Here is a 14,419-nt window from a genome sequence, read left to right as displayed (position 1 = left end):
GCGGTGCGGCTCGTCCGTTTCCCGCGCAGCCCGACTGCGGTGTGCAGACCGAAAGACCTGGACAGCCGTTGCGGACGGTGGGATCCCGTAATGGCGGAATCGAACGGACGGAGTACGGCAGCGGTGTACGAGACCGGCACGGATGACCTGGCGCCAGACGGCGTGGACGTGGCGACCGAACCTGTCCTGCGGGGCGGGATCGCCACCGGCGTCGGCTCCTGGCCCGGCACCGACCCGCGCGAGGCCGCCGCGACCGTCGTCGGTGAACTCGGCGAGCTGCCGCACCTGGTGGAGTTGCCTGCTCGCGGCGCGGGCGCCGACCTGATCGGCCGGTCCTCCGCGGTGCTGGTCGACCTGCGCTTCGACACCACGCCGAGGGGCTACCGGCTCGCGCCGCGTCCGGGCGCGGTGTCGCGGCGGGCACATGACCTGCTGCGGACCGATCTGGACGCGCTCGAGGAAGCGTGGGAGAACGCCGGTCTCTCCGGTCGCGGCCGTCCGGTGAAGGTGCAGTCGGCGGGCCCGCTGACGCTGGCCGCGCAGGTCGAGCTGCCCGGAGGGCATCGCGTGCTCACCGATCCCGGCGCGGTGCGCGACCTGTCGGAATCCCTGGCCGAAGGGTTGGCGCAGCACGTGACGGAGGTGCGCAAGCGGCTCGGCGCGCAGGTCGTCGTGCAGCTGGACGAACCGTCGCTGACCGCGGTGCTGAACGGTTCGCTGCGCGGGGTGAGCGTGCTGAACACCGTGCGCGCCCTCCCCGAGCCCGAGGCGCTGGCCGTCCTGGACACGGTGATCACCGCCCAATCGGCGCCGGTGCTGCTGCACAGCTGCGCCGAGCCGCCTGCCCTCGGCCCGATGCGCCGCAGCGCCGCCGCGGCGATCGGATTCGATCTGGGCGCCATCGGCACCGGGCAGCTCGACGAGGTCGGGGAGGCATTGGAGGCGGGCAAGCAGCTGGTGCTCGGCGTCATCCCCACCGAGGCGCCTGTCACGGCGGTCACCTGGCGGACCTTCGCCGAGCCGGGGGTGCGGTTGATCGATCGGCTCGGCTTCGGCCGCCGCACGCTGGCGCAGCGGGTCGCGGTCAGCCCCGCGTGCGGCCTGGCGGGCGCGCCGCTGGAGTGGAGCAGAAGAGCGCTGCGTCTGGCCGTGGACGTCGCACGCGCGTATGCCGAAGAGCCGGAAGAGCTTTCGTTCTCCTGACGTCGCCGCGGAACGCGAATCGCCGCCTGGGCCGACCGCCTTCGTCGCGGAAACAGCTCGCTTGTGGGCGTCGGGGGTTCCGCTCGTGGATCGCCAGCGCTGGGGGTGAACTACGGTGCGCATGGTGCAACCACTGGAACGTCCGGTCGTACTCGCGTTGATCTATACCGTCGGCTCGGTTCTGCTCGGCCCGGCCATCTACCTCGGTGGATATCTCCTCTTCACCGACGGGCTCATGGATTACTGCGACAGCGCCGCACGCGAAGAGGCGTTCCGAGCGGCACAAGGCTTTCAGATCGCCGGCGGGGGCGTCATGCTGGTCGCCGGGTGCGCTCTGCTCGCTGATCTGTCGGCTCATCGCCGTCGGATCAGTCGCGTTCGATTCTTCTCGAGCGGCTTCGGGATTCTCGCCATGATGTGTGGGTTCGGACTCGTCATCCTGTTGTCCGGGCCATCGGGGCAAGTCTGTTCGCCGGGATGACTCGATCTGCCGGGGTGCCGCGCCGTCGAGCCCCGGGGCAGACCGCGCGGACAGGCCGCCGACCGCAGGAACGCCTGTGCTCGCGCCGGGAAACTGACCGGTCGGACTTCGTTTCCTTCAAGGCGGCGACGTGCGCGAACACGGCGGCTGCCTGTCGGTGGCCTCCGCTAATGTGCGATGGGTGAGTGACAGCGAGAGCGCGGCGGCCCCGGCGACGCCAGAGCAGCGGGTGGAGTGGCAGCAACTCGCGGACGAGGTGCGTGAGCACCAGTTCCGCTACTACGTCCGGGACGCGCCGATCATCTCCGACGGGGAGTTCGACGCGCTGTTGCGACGGTTGCAGGCCATGGAGGACGAGCACCCCGACCTGCGCACGCCGGATTCGCCGACCCAGCTCGTCGGCGGGGGATTCGCGACCGATTTCACCGCCGTCGACCACCTCGAGCGGATGCTGTCGCTGGACAATGTGTTCGACGTCGGCGAACTGCGCGCCTGGGCCGCCCGGGTGGAGGCGGAGACCGGGCCGGACCTGCACTATCTGTGCGAGGTCAAGATCGACGGCGTCGCGCTGAACCTGGTCTATCAGAACGGCAGGCTGATCCGCGGCGCCACCCGAGGCGACGGACGCACCGGCGAAGACGTGACGCTCAACGCCCGCACCATCGACGACATCCCCGGCGAGCTCACCCCCAGCGAGGAGTTCCCGGTCCCGGAACTGCTCGAGGTCCGCGGCGAGGTGTACTTCCGGCTGGAGGATTTCGAGACGCTCAACGCCGCCATCGTGGCCGAGGGCAAGCCGCCCTACGCCAACCCGCGCAACACCGCGGCCGGTTCGCTGCGGCAGAAGGACCCGTCGGTCACCGCGCGGCGCAGACTGCGGATGATTTGTCACGGCTTCGGCCGGATCGAGGGCTACACGCCGACCTCGCAGTACGAGGCGTACCGCGCGCTCGCCGCGTGGGGCCTGCCGGTGTCCGAGCACACCAGGCGGGTGCAGGGCATCGACGCGGTGATCGAGCGGGTCGCGTATTGGGGCGAGCACCGGCACGACATCGAGCACGAGATCGACGGCCAGGTGATCAAGGTCGACGAGACCGCGCTGCAACGCCGTCTCGGCTCCACCTCGCGCGCGCCGCGCTGGGCGATCGCCTACAAGTACCCGCCCGAGGAGGCGACGACCAAGCTGCTGAACATCCAGGTGAACGTCGGCCGCACCGGCCGGGTGACGCCGTTCGCGGTGATGGAGCCGGTGTCCGTCGCCGGGTCGACGGTCGCGATGGCCACCTTGCACAACGCGGCCGAGGTCAAGCGCAAAGGCGTGCTGATCGGCGACACGGTCACCATTCGCAAGGCGGGCGACGTGATCCCGGAGGTGCTGGGCCCGGTGGTGGACGCGCGCCCCGAAGACGCGCGGGAATTCGTCATGCCGACGCACTGTCCGGAGTGCGGCACCGAACTGCGGCCGGAGAAGGAGGGCGACGCCGACATCCGCTGTCCGAACCAGCAGTTCTGCCCGGCCCAGTTGCGCGAGCGCGTCTACCACGTGGCAGGCCGCGGCGCGTTCGACATCGAAGCCCTCGGTTACGAAGGCGCGATCGATCTGCTGAAGTCCGGCGCCATCACCGACGAGGGTGACCTGTTCGACCTGGACGAGGCGGCGCTGCTGACCACATCGCTGTACGCCAACAAGAACGGCAGTCTCTCCGCCAACGGCAAGCGGCTGCTGGAGAACCTGGCCGCGGTCAAGAACCGGCCGCTGTGGCGGGTGCTGGTCGGACTGTCCATCCGGCACGTCGGCCCCACCGCGGCGCGGGCGCTGGCCGCCGAGTTCGGCAGTCTGGATCGCATCGAGGCGGCGTCGGTCGAGGAATTGGCCGCAGCCGACGGCGTCGGCCCCACCATCGCGGCCGCGGTGAAGGAGTGGTTCACCGTGGACTGGCACCGAGCCGTTGTGGCGAAGTGGCGGGCCGCGGGTGTGCGAATGGAGGACGAACGCGACGAATCCATCGAACGCAACCTGGAGGGCCTGTCCATCGTGGTGACCGGTTCGCTGCAGGGTTTCACCCGCGACGGTGCCAAGGAGGCCATCCTGGTGCGTGGCGGCAAGGCGGCCAGTTCGGTCTCGAAGAAGACCGCGTTCGTGGTGGTCGGTGACGCGCCCGGATCCAAGGCCGCCAAAGCGGAGGAACTCGGTGTGCCGATTCTCGACGAGGAAGGCTTTCAGCGGCTGCTGGCCGGCGGTCCGGAGGCGGTCACACCCGAGACGGCCGCGGAGGACGCCGAAGCCGAGGAGTGATCGGCGCTTGACCTGAAGATACGTTGAGGTATGAGGATCGACTGGTAGGCGACTACCAGGAGGTCATCATGTCTCGTCCTACCGCATTGATCACCGGTGCGTCGGCCGGATTCGGCGCGGCGCTCGCGCGAGCACTGATCGAACAAGGGTGGCGGGTGCTGGGGACGGGGCGTCGCGCAGACCGGTTGGCGCGGGTGGCCACTGAACTGGGGCCGTCGTTCGTGGCGGTGCCCGGCGACGTCACCGATCCGGCGGATCGCGCCCGGTTGGCGGACGCCGCACGCGGTGCGGGGGAGCTGGCCCTGGTGGTGAACAACGCCAGCCGTCTCGGGCCCAGTCCGCTGCCCGTCCTCGCGGACTATCCGCTCGACGAGTTCGAGCGCGTTCTGTGCACGAATGTGGTTGCGCCACTGGCGATTACCCGGATCGCGCTACCGCTGCTGCGGCCGGACGGTGCCGTGGTGAACATCAGCTCCGACGCGGCGGTGGAGCCGTATCCCACGTGGGGTGGATACGGCGCGTCCAAGGCCGCGCTCGATCAGCTCACCGCGATCCTCGGCGCGGAACATCCGGACCTTTCCATCTATGCCTTCGATCCCGGCGACATGCGCACCGAGATGCATCAGGCGGCGTTTCCGGGCGTCGACATCTCCGACCGGCCGGAGCCTGCGACGGTGGTGCCCGCGCTGCTGCGGCTGCTGGCCGAGAAGCCGAAGAACGGGCGTTATGCCGCCGCGGATTTCGTGGCCGGGCGTGCGTCATGACGGTGCCGACCGAACTGCCGACTTTCGACCTGTCCCTGGAACGCCACGCCACGGTCCCGCCCGAGGCGAGGGGGATGGCGCGTGACGAGGTGCGTTTGCTCGTCGCCGACGACGGACTGACGCACTCCCGATTCCGGGAGCTGCCCGACCGCCTGCGCGCGGGTGATCTGCTGGTGGTGAACAACTCGGCGACCATGCCGGCGGCGGTCGACGCCACGGCGGCGGGCGAGCCGGTCGTCCTGCACTTCGCCACCTGGCTGGACGACGGCCGCTGGGTGGTGGAGGTGCGGACCACCGAGCGCACTCCCTATCCGGCCGAGCGGCTCTCGGCCGGAACCGTGCTGCGGTTGCCGGGTGCGGCGGCGACACTGCGCGCGCCCTGGCTCGCCGGTGGACGCAGGCTCTGGAGTGCGGACATCACCGGCGACGTATCCCTGTTGCTCGCCGCCCACGGCCGGCCGATCACATACTCCTATGTGCCGCAACGGTGGTCGGCCGCCTACTACACGACGGTCTTCGGCCGCGTGCCGGGCAGCGCGGAAATGCCGAGTGCCGCGCGCCCGTTCACCGAGCGTCTGGTGCTGGACCTGATCGCGGCGGGCGTCGCTCTCGCGCCGATCACCCTGCACACCGGGGTGTCCTCGCCGGAGGCCGGAGAGCCGCCGAGCCCGGAGCGGTTCGCCGTCCCCGCCGCGACGGCGCGGCTGGTGAACGACACGAAAGCCGCCGGTGGGCGGGTCGTGGCGGTGGGCACGACGGTGACGCGGGCGCTGGAGACCGCCGCCGACCCATCCGGGCTGGTCCACGCGTCGCACGGGTGGACAGACCTGGTGCTCGGCGCGCGGCGACCGGCCCGCGTGGTGGACGGTCTGATCACCGGTTGGCACGCGCCCGGCGCGTCACACCTGGATCTGCTGGTAGCGGTGGCGGGCGAGGAAACCGTCGCCGCCGCCTATGCCGCGGCCGTGGACACCGGCTACCTGTGGCACGAGTTCGGCGACAGCGCGCTGCTGTTCGGGAGCGGGCCGCTCAGCTGACCGTGACCGTGGCGCCCAGCTGGCCCGCGATATCGAACCGCCCGCAGCGGCCGTCGCTGAGATCCAGCTTCTGCGTGATGATCTTGCCGCGGCGATTCTTGAACGTCGCCTCGGCGGACACGTCCGCGCTCGCCGTCGAGCAGACCTTCGACACCACGCCGGGCGGGTCGTAGCTCACCGTTCCACCGCCCTGGCAGGTGTTCGTGCTGTTGGCCAGGAACACGCGCGCTGTGCCCTCCGGACACGGCGCGTCCGCCACCGCTTCCGGCGCCACGACCAGCGAGCCCAGCGCGAGCGCCGCGACGACGGAGCCTCCGCCCACCACACGACGAACCGTCGATCCCATCGTTACCCTCATCCCATCGCACAACTCCGGCAGTACGCCGCGGCACGACCGCGGCGTGCAGGCATGCTAACCCGCTATCACCGCTGCTGTCCTGGCGACGGACCTGCGACTACTCCGGGAACAGTAAGTCGTCGACGGCGATGGTGGTGTCCGCATGGTGGACCGGGATGCGGTCGCCAGGCCGGTACTCTTTGCGAGTCCGGTAACCCGTGGGTATCGGTTCGGTGTGCTCATAGATCACGGTTCTCGTGACTACCCAGTAGGTCGAATATCCCGCCTGACCATACAGTTTCGCTTTGACGCCGAGATGTTGCATCACCGTTTCGTCAGAGATTTCGATGACGAGGAGTACATCGGCGGGGTCCCACACGGCGATCTCGGTGCCGATCGAGTCGACCTGGTCCGCGTCTGCCCGCAGTACCCAGCAGTCGGGATCGGGTAGCGACTGGGCGGTGGGTAGCGTCTCGCTGGTCACCTCGACGCCCTTGGTCGGAAGTTCCCGCGCGATGCGAAACACCGCTCGGCCGTGCTACGACCCGATAACCACCGGCCATAACTCCCCCTCGACCAGTTCTACGCGATGGTCGAACGCGCCCGCCTCCCACGCGTGCAGGAACTCGCTGCGCGTCCAGCGGTAGGCGATCGAAGCCTCGGTCATGCGCTCAGGGTATCGTGCCGCCGACCTCCGATCCATCGGTCACAGACCTGTTCGACCAGGTAGCGGTCCTGATCAGGCACCGAAGACGAAGATGTTCGACGCCGCGGCGAGCAGATCTGCGAGCCTGCCGGGTGGGTATCCCGAACGGGGACCGGACCCGGCGCGGATCGCGGAGGTCACCGGCCTGATGTCGCCCGGCCGTCGCGCAGACGGAAGTATGGCGGCATGCTGCGCTGTTTTCAGGTGACCAATCACAGATCGCTGGCCGACGAGCAGGAGTTGCGGCTCACCAAGGGGAGCGGGCCGGTGGCGGTGCCGGTGACCGCGGTGCACGGCGGCGCCGCTGCGGGCAAGACGAACCTGATCGATGCGCTCTGGCAGATGCGCGACGCGGTGCTGCACTCGGTGACCGGGTGGGACCCGTACGCAGGTCCTGTCAGGGCGCCGCACCTCGGATTCCCGGACCGGCCTTCGCAATTCGTGGCGGCGTTCGTCGCCGAGGGCGTGCCGTACACCTACGGGTTCCGCTTGGACAACGCCGACGTGACAGCGGAATGGCTGCACACCCAACCGCGGTCGCGCAAGCGAATCGTGTTCGAGCGCAACGGCGAACAGATCAAGATCGGTCCGATGTTCGAGGCGGCGCGCTACGGCATCACCGCGCTGGCTCCGCTGGTGCGCCCGAACTCCCTGCTGCTCAGCCTGGCCGGGCAGATGTACTCCGACGCGCTGGTGCCCGCCTACCGCTGGTTCGAATCCATGCTCGAGGTGCAGCGCGGCCCCGTGGAACCCGACGCCGTCGCCCACCGGCTCGGCAGCCACATCTCCCGCTCGCCGGACAACGCGGCGCGGCTGCTGACGCTGCTGCGCACGGCCGAGCTGGGCATTACCGACCTGCTCGTCGCCGAACACGATCCGATGTACGCCGACTACCTGCGCGACCTGGACGCCGACATCGCCGGCTTGGGCAAGCAGATCGACCTGTGCGCCTCATCGCCCGCCTATGCCGACCAGTTGCTGCGCGACAACGGCCTGACCGCCGTGCTGCTCGAGCGCGAGCTGACCAATCTGAAGGCCGCGCGCGACGCGCTGTACACGCGCATGGTGGCCCGGCGCGGCGTCGGCCTGAGCCTGGTGCACGACGGCATCGACGCCCCGTTCGGCCTCGGCGACGAATCCTCCGCCACGCTGTCGTTGCTGCGGGTGCTGCCCGCCATGCTCGACGCGCTGGACGCGGGCCGGGTGCTCGCCGTCGACGACATCGGCGCGTGCCTGCCCGCCGAGGAGACCGATCGGTTGATCCAGCTGTTCCAGAACCCCGAGACGAACGCGCGCGGGGCGCAGTTAATCTTCACCACGAACAATCGGACGCTGATCGACCGGGGCAACGGGCGCTCGCAGCGCACCCGCACGTCGGTCTGGCAGGTCCGCCGCACCGCGCAGGGCGCCAGCGAACTCACCCCGGTGTGACGCGCACCTAGCATGGGGACATGCTGGAGTTCGTCGCGCTCGTGACCCTGACCGCCGCGCTGGTGTCGCTGATCGTGTTCGCCATCCGAGGCAAGCGCGGCTACCGCCCGGCGAACCCGGAGGAGGGCACGCTGTACATCACCGGCGTGAGCCCCTGTCCGGACGCCTCCGGCGAGCAGTACGTGACGATCACCGGGAAACTGACCGGTCCTTCGGTCCCCGGCAAGATCGTGTACGGCCGTTTCGTCTGGGACACGCGCTCCTGGCCGTCGATCGGCGATCTGCTCACCGTCGTCTATCCGGCGGGCAAGCCCGACCACTGGCAGATCTCTCGTCCCGGCTGAGCGGTCGCCGCGGCCCGCGGGAGACGCCGAGTCGGCAGGTGACATGCCGAAGCGGTGCCCGGGCAGTGCGTCCCGCACCGAGGACAATGTGCCGTAGCTCACGTTATGGCGGATGGCATCATGCCGGGTATGGATGTGCGGGACGCGAATGTCGTCGTCCGGGCGGCGCGGCCGGAGGAGTACGCGGCGATCGGCGAGCTCACGGTGGAGGTCTACGTCGGCGAGGGCTATGTGGAGGCGGGCAGTTGGTACGCGGGGGAGCTGGCCGACACCGCGCGCCGCGCCGCGTCGGCCCGGATCCTGGTCGCCACGCACGGGGACCGGATCGTCGGCTCGCTCACGGTCGCACCGGCGGGCAGTCCCTACGCGGAGATCGCGCTGCCGGGTGAGCTGGAGTTCCGGATGCTCGCGGTCGCGAAGGCCGCGCGCGGGCTCGGCGCGGGAACGGCGTTGGTGCGCACCGTGATCGACCTCGCCCGCGCGGAAGGTTGCGCGGCGGTCGCCCTCACCACCATGGCCGCCATGGCCGACGCCCGGCGGATATACGACCGCTTCGGCTTCCGTCCCGTGCCGAGCCGGGACTGGCGTACCTCCGCGGGGGAGTTGCTGCACGTACTCCGGCTACCGCTCGGCTCTTCCGGCGATTCCGCCTAGGTTCGTCCGGCCGTCACAGACGGAAGCTCCCGGGCAGGGCGTCGAGCACCTGTTTCCATGGGGCTCCCGGTGCGGTGGCACCACCCTGCCGGGCGCTCGATCGGCGACGCGCCGAAATCTCGCCTGGATGTCCTCGTTCGCGCCGCGAAAAGCCGCAGCGCCCGTTGGGATCAGCCGAGGACGGTGGCGACGATTCCGGCGAGGTAGCCGAGACGGGCCACCTCGGAGGGCCGGAAGTCGGGACCGCCCGGCCTGCCGAGCAGCAGCACCTTGCCGGTGTTGCCGAGCGGAGCGGCGGCGAGTTTGGTGTCCATGTCGCGCCAGATCTCCGGCACCCAATCGGCTTCCGGATCGAGCACCGTCGGCTTCTCCAGCGGCATCCACGGCGCCGAACCCGCTTGTGTCTGTGGGGCACTCGGGCTGCCCACCACGCGGTAGGCCCCGTGCGGCCCGATGTCGATGATCGTGCTCCAGCCGACCCGCAGCACCCGGGGCACGCCGTCAACCAGCACTTGCATCCGGTCGTCGCGGGCGCTGGCCACCTGATCGATGAGTTCGAGTTCGCGGTGGGTGTCGAGCACGCCGGAGTACGGGCGGATCGAGTCCACGTGCACGTCGCCGATCGATTCGGCGGCGGTGATGAGGGTGTCGGGGAGTGCGCCGGAGGGCACCTCGACGACCAGGTCGTCGACGGCGTAGCCCGCGCCGCGCTCCACCACGTCCAGCGAGAGGATGTCGGCGCCGACGGAGCCGAGTGCGAGGGCGAGCGCACCGAGGCTTCCCGGTCGATCCGGAAGTTGCACGCGGAGCAGATACGACACGTGCGTTTCCTTTCTTAGGGCGGCCGAGGCTCTGAACGGATACCCGGGTGACGCAATACTTACACCCCTCAGGGCCGGTTATCGAGTCGAAGACCGGCGAGTGACGCGCGCCACTCGGTGAATTCACGTAAAACCGGCGTGTCGGGCTGGTTCGCACGGACGTGTCGCGGGCCGGAGGCGGTTGCCGGGGGCCTGCTGGGCGACGGTTCCCCCGCCGCGCCGACGAAGCCCGGGTGCCGGGCGGTGACCCGGTCGCCGGTGGCTAGGCTGTGTGGGTTGAGCACTGTTGATAACGAAGCCGAAAGGGGTCCCGCGGTGCCCGCCATCTCCCGCGACGAGGTCGCACACCTCGCCCGGCTGTCCCGGCTCGCGCTGTCCGACGCGGAACTGGATCAGTTCGCCGGACAGCTGGATTCGATCCTGAGCCACGTGCGGACCATTTCCGAGGTAGCCGCCGCCGACGTCCCGGCTACGGCGTCGCCGAACCCGGCGACCAATGTGACCCGTCCCGACGAGGTGGTGCCGGGCCTGACCCCGCGGGAGGCGCTGTCGGGCGCGCCCGCGGTGGACGAGCAGCGGTTCATGGTGCCGCAGATCCTGGGAGAGGGCGAATGAACGCAGCATCGCATGGCGACGGCCGGGCGACGGGTGGGTCGGATCCGACCGCGCTGTCGGCGGCCGAGCTGGCCGCGAAGATCCACGGCCGCGAACTGTCCTCGGTCGAGGTCACCCAGGCGCACCTGGACCGGATCGCCGCGGTCGACGGGGAGTACCACGCCTTCCTGCACGTCGCGGGCGAGCGGGCGCTGGACGCCGCGGCAGCGGTGGACGCCGCGCTCGCCTCCGGCGCCGAGCCCGCCTCGCCGCTGGCCGGAGTTCCGTTGGCGCTCAAGGACGTCTTCACCACCACGGACATGCCGACCACCTGTGCGTCGAAGATCCTCGAGGGCTGGGTCTCGCCCTACGACGCGACGCTCACCACGCGGTTGCGCGCGGCGGGCATCCCGATCCTCGGCAAGACCAACATGGACGAGTTCGCCATGGGCTCCTCCACCGAGAACTCCGCCTACGGCCCCACCCGCAACCCGTGGGACACCACCCGCATCCCGGGCGGCTCGGGCGGCGGCTCGGCGGCGGCGCTGGCCTCGCATCAGGCCCCGCTGGCCATCGGCACCGACACCGGCGGGTCGATCCGCCAGCCGGCGGCCGTCACCGCCACCGTCGGCACCAAGCCCACCTACGGCACGGTGTCGCGCTACGGCCTGGTCGCGTGCGCGTCGTCGCTGGACCAGGGCGGTCCATGCGGTCGAACCGTGCTGGACACCGCGCTGCTGCACGAGGTGATCGCCGGATACGACCCGCGCGACTCCACCTCCCGCGACGTGCCGGTGCCGCCGGTGGTGGCCGCCGCGCGCGCCGGGGCGCAGGGCGATCTGCGCGGGGTCAAGATCGGCGTGGTGAAGGAACTGCACTCCGACAGCTATCAGCCGGGCGTGCTGGCCTCCTTCGACGCCGCCGTGGCGGTGCTGAAGGATCTCGGCGCGGAAGTGGTGGAGGTGTCCTGCCCGCACTTCGAATACGCGCTGTCGTCCTACTACCTGGTGATGCCGTCGGAGGTGTCCTCGAACCTCGCGCGGTTCGACGCCATGCGCTACGGCCTGCGCGTCGCCGACGACGGGCAGCACAGCGCCGAGCAGGTCATGGCGGCCACCCGCGCGGCCGGGTTCGGCCCCGAGGTCAAGCGGCGCATCATGATCGGCACCTACGCGCTGTCGGCCGGCTACTACGACGCCTACTACGGCCAGGCGCTGAAGGTGCGCACGCTGATCGCCCGCGACTTCGACAACGCCTACGAGCAGGTCGACGTGCTCGTCTCGCCGACGAGCCCGTTCACGCCGTGGAAGCTGGGCGAGAAGGTCGACGATCCGCTGGCCATGTACCTGTCGGACCTGTGCACCCTGCCGACCAACCTGGCCGGTCACCCCGCCATGTCGGTCCCGTCCGGTCTGAGCGAGGACGACGGCATGCCCGTCGGCCTGCAGATCATGGCTCCCGCCCTCGCCGACGATCGCCTCTACCGGGTGGGCGCGGCCTACGAGGCCGCCCGCGGTCCCATCGCCTGACGGCGCTTCCTCGCCGAGCCGCTCGGCTTCCCGCCTGCGCGGGGCCGAGCGGCTGTGCGAGTGATCAGGCGGGCCAGGTGAATTCGGGGTCCCTGGCGTAGTCGCCGCGGCGTTGATCCAACGCGAGGGCGACCATCTGGTGCGCGCCGGGCCCGATGATCTTGCGCAGCGGCGGGTCGGGCATGTTCACCAACTCGATCAGGCCCGCGGCGCCGACCTCGGGCGGTGCTTCGACCCACTCGGACTCGGCGGGGGGCTCGTTCGGTGTGTTCCCCGGCTCCGCTTCGGTCGACTCCGTTCCGGTCGTGGAAGTCGCCTCGGCGGGGTAGTCCGGCATACCGAGGACGGCGTCGCGCAACTCCGCGTAGGCGGGGATGCCGGTGGCGAATCGCATGCTCGACTTGGCCCAGTCGGTGTCGAAGCCGCCCATCTGCGCGAGCGTGACCCGGATGCCGAAGGGGCGCACTTCGTCCGCGAGCGAGGCGCTGAATCCCTCCAGGGCCCATTTGCTCGCGTTGTACAGGCCGAACAGGGGGAGGCTGCCCACGGCCCCGACCGTGGAGATCTGCACGATGTGTCCCGAGCCCTGCTCGCGCAGATGGGGCAGCGCGGCTCGGGAAACCCATAGGGCCCCGAAGAAATTGGTGTCCATCTGGTCGCGGATCTGCGTCTCGGTCAGTTCTTCCACGGCGCCGACCAAGCCGTAGCCCGCGTTGTTCACGATCACATCGATCGTGCCCATCAGCGCGAACGCCTTGTCCACGGTGGCGTTCACGCTCGCGTGGTCGCGCACGTCCAAAGGCAGCACGGTCAGGCGGTCGTCGGCGATATCCGCGAGCGATTGCGGATTGCGCGCGGTCGCGACGACACGATCGCCCTCGGCGAGCGCGGCCGTGGTGAAGGCGCGGCCGAGGCCGCGGCCGGCGCCGGTGATGAACCACGTTCTGGTCATGGGTGATCCTTTCGTCGCGAGACGCTGCGTCTCGCCGGATACCGTGCCAAGCCGTTCGCTCGTTGTCAAGACGAGACGTATCGTCTCGTTGTCTGCTACCGTGACCGGATGGCCGACACTCCCACCGCCGCGCGCCGCAGCGAGCGCGCCCGTGCCGCGATACTCGCCGCGACCGCCGAGCTGATCCGCGAGGTGTCCTACGCGAAATTGGGCATCGAGGCCATCGCGGCCCGCGCAGGCGTCGGCAAACAGACGATCTACCGCTGGTGGCCGTCGAAGGGCGCCGTCGTGTTCGACGCCATGCTCGAATCCGATTCGGGGCCGGAAGGCCCCGCCCTGCCCGATACCGGCGACATCGCCGCCGATCTGCGCCTGTTGCTGCGCGGCTCGGTCGTCGCGTTGACCGATCCGGGTTTCGAATCCTTCCTCCGTGCGATGTACATCGAAATCCAGCAGGACGCCGAGCTGGGCGCCGCCTACCGTGAGCGTCTGCTGCTGCCCCAGCGCGCCGCCGTCGCCGATCGCTTGGCCGCCGCCGTCGCCGCGGGCGAACTGCGCGCGGATCTGGATCTCGAGCTCGCCATCGATCTGCTGCTCGGCCCGGTACAGATGCGGTGGTCCCTCGGCCTCGGTGGCCTCACCGAGGAATATGCCGACGCCGCGCTCGACGCCGCGCTGGCCTATCTGCGGGCCTGAGCCCAGGGGGTTCTACTCGACCAGACGGGCATTGGACAACGGCTTCCCGTCGAGTTTCTCGGTCCGGTCGGACGGCTGGACGGCGGCCCTTCACGAAGCGCGCAGCGATTCTGCCTGCTTCTGGATGCCGTCGGTCATGCCATCGAAACCCCGGCGCAGATCCTTGCCGAGCAAGGCGACGACCACTGGGTGCAGCCATCCGCCGAGTTCGAAGTGTGATTCGTAGCGGGTGCGGTTGTCCGGCAGCGGCGTCACGGTGTGCGAGCGCAGGCTGTGCAGCGCGCCGAGGGGCACCGGTTTCATCGAGTAGCCGAGCTCACTGCCGGGGGTGTGCGAGCGGATCCATTCCCGCTGCTTGCGCGGCTTCGAGCCGGAGAGCCGGACGAGCATGTCGATCGGCTCGCCGGGCACCAGCGAACTGCGGCATTCGGTGACGAACGGATTCCACTCGCCGTAGCGCGGGAAGTCGGTGATCACCTGCCACACCAGGTCGGCGGGAGCGTCGATGTCGGCGGCGAGGTCGATGACGAAGGCCATGAGGAAATTAGAACATGTTCTACGTATGCGAGTGCGG

At 69.9% G+C, this 14,419-nt stretch carries 17 protein-coding genes; 11 read left to right on the top strand and 6 right to left on the bottom strand.

The window, feature by feature from the left end:
- Nucleotides 1-90 precede the first annotated feature (90 nt).
- From ACH49X_RS05840 to ACH49X_RS05820, 5 genes are all read left to right on the top strand, one after another.
- Nucleotides 91-1,203, top strand: coding sequence for a methionine synthase (locus ACH49X_RS05840; protein WP_357206964.1), 1,113 nt, complete (start codon nucleotides 91-93; stop codon nucleotides 1,201-1,203).
- 115 nt (nucleotides 1,204-1,318) lie between these two features.
- Nucleotides 1,319-1,684 (top strand): hypothetical protein, encoded by a 366-nt coding sequence (locus ACH49X_RS05835; RefSeq protein ID WP_195078602.1) that lies wholly within the window; start codon nucleotides 1,319-1,321, stop codon nucleotides 1,682-1,684.
- A 181-nt stretch (nucleotides 1,685-1,865) separates the two neighbouring features.
- Complete coding sequence (ligA, locus tag ACH49X_RS05830) at nucleotides 1,866-3,980, top strand: NAD-dependent DNA ligase LigA (protein ID WP_195078603.1); 2,115 nt, start codon at nucleotides 1,866-1,868, stop codon at nucleotides 3,978-3,980.
- A gap of 68 nt (nucleotides 3,981-4,048) precedes the next feature.
- Complete coding sequence (locus tag ACH49X_RS05825) at nucleotides 4,049-4,744, top strand: SDR family NAD(P)-dependent oxidoreductase (protein WP_357206962.1); 696 nt, start codon at nucleotides 4,049-4,051, stop codon at nucleotides 4,742-4,744.
- Nucleotides 4,741-5,781: an S-adenosylmethionine:tRNA ribosyltransferase-isomerase gene (locus tag ACH49X_RS05820; protein WP_195078605.1), complete on the top strand. Its 1,041-nt coding sequence runs from the start codon at nucleotides 4,741-4,743 to the stop codon at nucleotides 5,779-5,781. Before ACH49X_RS05825 ends, ACH49X_RS05820 begins: the two co-directional genes overlap by 4 nt.
- Here the strand turns inward: ACH49X_RS05820 and ACH49X_RS05815 are convergent.
- From ACH49X_RS05815 to ACH49X_RS05805, 3 genes are all read right to left on the bottom strand, one after another.
- Nucleotides 5,774-6,127 carry a hypothetical protein gene (locus ACH49X_RS05815; RefSeq protein WP_195042240.1) on the bottom strand — a complete coding sequence of 118 codons (354 nt, stop codon included), beginning with the start codon at nucleotides 6,125-6,127 and terminating at the stop codon, nucleotides 5,774-5,776. The two genes, ACH49X_RS05820 and ACH49X_RS05815, sit on opposite strands and share 8 nt — an antisense overlap.
- A 109-nt stretch (nucleotides 6,128-6,236) precedes the next feature.
- Complete coding sequence (locus ACH49X_RS05810) at nucleotides 6,237-6,644, bottom strand: Uma2 family endonuclease (protein WP_357206961.1); 408 nt, start codon at nucleotides 6,642-6,644, stop codon at nucleotides 6,237-6,239.
- 12 nt (nucleotides 6,645-6,656) lie between these two features.
- On the bottom strand, nucleotides 6,657-6,785 hold the full coding sequence (locus ACH49X_RS05805; RefSeq protein WP_357112397.1) for a hypothetical protein: 129 nt from the start codon (nucleotides 6,783-6,785) through the stop codon (nucleotides 6,657-6,659).
- A gap of 225 nt (nucleotides 6,786-7,010) precedes the next feature.
- Between ACH49X_RS05805 and ACH49X_RS05800 the strand changes: the two genes are divergently transcribed.
- From ACH49X_RS05800 to ACH49X_RS05790, 3 genes are all read left to right on the top strand, one after another.
- Entirely contained in the window at nucleotides 7,011-8,255 is a 1,245-nt protein-coding gene (locus ACH49X_RS05800; protein WP_397068957.1) for an ATP/GTP-binding protein, read from the top strand.
- A 20-nt stretch (nucleotides 8,256-8,275) separates the two neighbouring features.
- Entirely contained in the window at nucleotides 8,276-8,599 is a 324-nt protein-coding gene (locus ACH49X_RS05795) for a hypothetical protein (RefSeq protein ID WP_195078608.1), read from the top strand.
- A 129-nt stretch (nucleotides 8,600-8,728) separates the two neighbouring features.
- Nucleotides 8,729-9,253 carry a GNAT family N-acetyltransferase gene (locus ACH49X_RS05790; protein ID WP_397068954.1) on the top strand — a complete coding sequence of 175 codons (525 nt, stop codon included), beginning with the start codon at nucleotides 8,729-8,731 and terminating at the stop codon, nucleotides 9,251-9,253.
- Nucleotides 9,254-9,423: 170 nt separating this feature from the next.
- Here ACH49X_RS05790 and ACH49X_RS05785 read toward each other — a convergent pair whose 3' ends face one another.
- On the bottom strand, nucleotides 9,424-10,074 hold the full coding sequence (locus ACH49X_RS05785; RefSeq protein ID WP_195078610.1) for an amino acid-binding protein: 651 nt from the start codon (nucleotides 10,072-10,074) through the stop codon (nucleotides 9,424-9,426).
- A gap of 315 nt (nucleotides 10,075-10,389) precedes the next feature.
- Between ACH49X_RS05785 and gatC the strand changes: the two genes are divergently transcribed.
- Both gatC and gatA read left to right on the top strand, forming a co-directional pair.
- Nucleotides 10,390-10,689 carry an Asp-tRNA(Asn)/Glu-tRNA(Gln) amidotransferase subunit GatC gene (gatC, locus tag ACH49X_RS05780; RefSeq protein WP_067797657.1) on the top strand — a complete coding sequence of 100 codons (300 nt, stop codon included), beginning with the start codon at nucleotides 10,390-10,392 and terminating at the stop codon, nucleotides 10,687-10,689.
- Nucleotides 10,686-12,197 carry an Asp-tRNA(Asn)/Glu-tRNA(Gln) amidotransferase subunit GatA gene (gene gatA / locus ACH49X_RS05775; RefSeq protein ID WP_357206959.1) on the top strand — a complete coding sequence of 504 codons (1,512 nt, stop codon included), beginning with the start codon at nucleotides 10,686-10,688 and terminating at the stop codon, nucleotides 12,195-12,197. Before gatC ends, gatA begins: the two co-directional genes overlap by 4 nt.
- A gap of 64 nt (nucleotides 12,198-12,261) precedes the next feature.
- On the opposite strand, the gene ACH49X_RS05770 is transcribed toward gatA, so the two are convergent.
- Complete coding sequence (locus ACH49X_RS05770; RefSeq protein WP_195078612.1) at nucleotides 12,262-13,149, bottom strand: SDR family NAD(P)-dependent oxidoreductase; 888 nt, start codon at nucleotides 13,147-13,149, stop codon at nucleotides 12,262-12,264.
- Nucleotides 13,150-13,257: 108 nt separating this feature from the next.
- Here ACH49X_RS05770 and ACH49X_RS05765 point away from each other — a divergent pair, with 108 nt between their 5' ends.
- Nucleotides 13,258-13,845, top strand: coding sequence for a TetR/AcrR family transcriptional regulator (locus tag ACH49X_RS05765; protein WP_195078613.1), 588 nt, complete (start codon nucleotides 13,258-13,260; stop codon nucleotides 13,843-13,845).
- A 90-nt stretch (nucleotides 13,846-13,935) separates the two neighbouring features.
- On the opposite strand, the gene ACH49X_RS05760 is transcribed toward ACH49X_RS05765, so the two are convergent.
- Nucleotides 13,936-14,382 (bottom strand): SRPBCC family protein, encoded by a 447-nt coding sequence (locus tag ACH49X_RS05760; RefSeq protein WP_195078614.1) that lies wholly within the window; start codon nucleotides 14,380-14,382, stop codon nucleotides 13,936-13,938.
- Between the last annotated feature and the right edge of the window lie 37 nt (nucleotides 14,383-14,419).

The organism is Nocardia sp. NPDC019323 (genome assembly GCF_044389845.1).
Taxonomy (GTDB): Bacteria; Actinomycetota; Actinomycetes; order Mycobacteriales; family Mycobacteriaceae; genus Nocardia; species Nocardia implantans.
The sequence above is the reverse complement of the archived record's forward strand: the minus strand, read 5'-3'. Positions and strand labels throughout refer to the sequence as shown.